Raw genomic sequence first — 3083 nt, 5'->3', positions numbered from 1 at the left:
CCTATCTGTGGTGTTGGAATCTACCTTCTGGAAGCTCGATCCATTATAGACCAGAGCATAACCCTGCGACTCGAATTCATTGAGAAGGTCTCTCTCGTCGCCTCTCTTTCCATAATTGCCCAGGGGATCCGTATCATTCTCTCCTGTGAAGTACTGCAGACCTCCTCCCAAAATCACCTCAACGCCGCTGGCCAAAAGCTGATCTGCTATCTCGCTCTCGTTATCCCTGTTATCCACATGAGCGTAGAAGGCGGCTGGTGTAGCATGAGTTATCCTGGTGGTGGTGATAAGCCCGGTGGAGAGGCCGCTTTCCTCCGCCATCTCCAGAATGGTGGTCAGGTTCTCTCCATCCCTCTTTCCCTGGATGGCGGCGGAATTTTGGCTGATAACACCATTGTTCGTCTTTTCACCGGTTGCCATAGCCGAAGATGCAGGAGCAGAATCGGTTACCAGTGAGTTCGCGCTGGATGTCTTGACCATCCCTGTCTGCTCCATTCCGTCCATGAAAAGCTCGACTGAGCCGTACTGGTTGACATTTCCCCCTGCCCTATCGATCCTGGCCAGCGTCAATTGAGGAAACCCCATCCCGTCTCCGATAAGGAGAATTACATTCTTTGCCGATGTCTCATGCGATGCATCATCTGCCACACCCAATTGAATTGAGCTGCAGATTATGGCAATAGCCAAGAAGAGCTTTGCCGGAGATGATTTGGTATTCATTTCGTTACCTCCTTTGAGGATTACCATCCGAATATATGATTTTAATCAAAATAGAATATACATATTGCATGATACGGTTTATCTAATTATTCAAAAAAAAGCGGTATATAGATTACTTATCCACCACAATCAGATATTACTCTATTTTTCAAGGCACTCCAAGTCATTAATTAATTAAATCGGGCCTCCATGAAATCCTTTTATGATATCAATGTGCAGCTTTGAGATGCCAGAGGTTCATGCAAATGGATAGCTTATCTCGCAAAGGCGGCTTTGAGCCCGGATATTCCACCCTGGAAGATTGGATCTTGGCCCAGGCGATCCCATTCTCTCTCGATTCAACCGAATTGAACGATGCCATAGATAGGGCTATGGCCAGAATAGGGGACACAGTGAGGCTCCTGGGCTTTGGAGAAGCCCTCCATGGGAAGAGCGACATCCTCCTCTTGCGCAACCGGCTTTTCATTCGCCTGGTGGAGAATCATGGCTTCGTGGCCATGGCCATTGAGAGCAGCTTTCCCCGCGGGCGGCTGGTGGACCAGTATATCGCCGGCCAGGGCCCGGATTCATTCGATGATATCCTGGAGTTGGGCTTCAGCCACGGCTTTGGCCGCCTTGATGCCAATCGAGAGTTGGTGGAGTGGATGAGAGAGTACAATTCGGATCCGTCTCATGTCCACAAGCTCCATTTCTACGGCTTTGACAGCCCCACGGAGATGTTGGCCAGCGACAGTCCAAAGCAGCTGATATACTTCGTCCTGGACTTCCTCGGCACAATCGACCCGGTTCAAGGAGAGGAGCATCGCCAGAGGATCGAACCCTTCCTGGGCCAGGAATCCGATTGGGATAATCCGGATTCTCTGATCGATCCGGCAAAATCCATTGGCCGCTCTCCCAATGCGATCGCGCTGCGCGCGGAAGTGGAGGACCTCTATGAGGAGCTGCTCGTTCGCCGCCCCGAGCTGGTGGCCGGAAGCGATCCAGCTCGCTATCAGGAGGCAGTGCATTATGCAGCCCTTGCCCGGCAACAGCTTAGCTATCATGCCGAGCTTGCCGGAAACTCACTCGACCGAACAAGCAGGCTCCTTGGCATTCGTGATGCCATGATGGCGGAAAACCTGGCGTATATAACGTCCCGGGAGGGCAGCCAGAGGGGAAGGGTGATGGCCTTCGCTCACAACCGTCATCTGCAACGGGGTCGGGCTGAATGGCAATACACAGATGACCTTTATTCCTGGTGGCCGGCAGGCTCTCACCTGGATCAGATCATGGGTTCGGGCTATGCGGTCATAGGAACCGCAGTGGGCGTATCAAGCTCCAATGGGATAGGCAAGCCTGAGGAGAGCACCCTGGAGGCACGACTGACTGCTGCACCTGGTCCGGCACGGCTCATCCCCACCTGCAAAGGCCAGGGGCTTCCTGCAGATGAGATCGCCTCTCTTCCGCGCCGATCCGGAAGCGCAAAGAATCCCACCTACTTTCCCCTGGGGCCAGAGAGCTTCACCGACTTCGACTGGCTGGCGGTTCTAGACTCGACGGCATGAGCGTTTGCGCCGGGAAGGATAAAAAATTGGACAATGCTGGCAGTTAAACGATCCCTTCAGCTCCTGTCGGCAGCCACCACAGAGTTCTTGAGAACGCCTATCCCCTCGATCTCCACCTCCACCAGATCGCCCCGATGCAGCTGTCCCACTCCCGGCGGCGTTCCAGTGGCTATCACATCTCCCGGCTGCAGAGTCATGATGCCGCTTATGAACTCGATGAGCTTGGGAACGCCGAATATCAGGTCCGAGGTATTGGACTTTTGCACGGTCTCGCCGTTCACCCGGGTCTCGATGTCAACGCCAGAGGGATCAATCGACGCAATCCATGGGCCGAAGGGAGCAAAGGTATCAAAGCTCTTGGCCCGGGTCCATTGAGTATCTCTTTGCTGCAGATCGCGAGCAGTAACATCGTTAAAGCAGGTGTATCCCAGGATATGACCTTCCGCCTCATCTGCCGGGATATTCCTGCCCCTCTTTCCTATCACCACCGCTAGTTCCCCTTCATAGTCCACCTGCCGGCTGGAGGGAGGATATATGATCTCGCCCCCGGGGCTCAGGGCGGCAGTAGGAGGCTTAAGAAAGATGATGGGCTCCTCGGGCAGCTTCATCTTTAATTCCCGGGCGTGCTCCACATAGTTCAGGCCCACGCAGATTATCTTTGATGGCTGACAGGGTATGAGCAGCTCTGCATCCTCCAGAGGAATTATCTCTCCTCCCGATACTATTCCATGCTCAATGCTGTACGAGCCGCCCCGGACGAGGCCGTCCTTCTTGAATCTGACAATCATCCTCTTTCATCCCCTTTCTTCATCGCCTTTC

At 53.6% G+C, this 3083-nt stretch carries 3 protein-coding genes; 1 reads left to right on the top strand and 2 read right to left on the bottom strand.

Features of this window, described 5'->3' with window-relative positions; all coding sequences use genetic code 11:
* On the bottom strand, positions 1 to 720 hold a 720-nt coding region (locus BP727_RS05950), incomplete at its 3' end, for an alkaline phosphatase (RefSeq protein ID WP_286857852.1).
* A gap of 245 nt (positions 721 to 965) precedes the next feature.
* Here BP727_RS05950 and BP727_RS05945 point away from each other — a divergent pair.
* Entirely contained in the window at positions 966 to 2264 is a 1299-nt protein-coding gene (locus BP727_RS05945; RefSeq protein WP_276620358.1) for an erythromycin esterase family protein, read from the top strand.
* Positions 2265 to 2320: 56 nt separating this feature from the next.
* On the opposite strand, the gene BP727_RS05940 is transcribed toward BP727_RS05945, so the two are convergent.
* A complete protein-coding gene (locus BP727_RS05940; RefSeq protein WP_286857849.1) occupies positions 2321 to 3052 on the bottom strand; it encodes a fumarylacetoacetate hydrolase family protein in 732 nt (243 codons plus the stop codon).
* Between the last annotated feature and the right edge of the window lie 31 nt (positions 3053 to 3083).

The organism is Methanosaeta sp. UBA356 (assembly GCF_002496465.1).
Classification (GTDB): Archaea; Halobacteriota; Methanosarcinia; order Methanotrichales; family Methanotrichaceae; genus Methanothrix; species Methanothrix soehngenii.
Note: the sequence above shows the minus strand (reverse complement) of the source record. Positions and strands in the feature narration are given on the sequence as shown.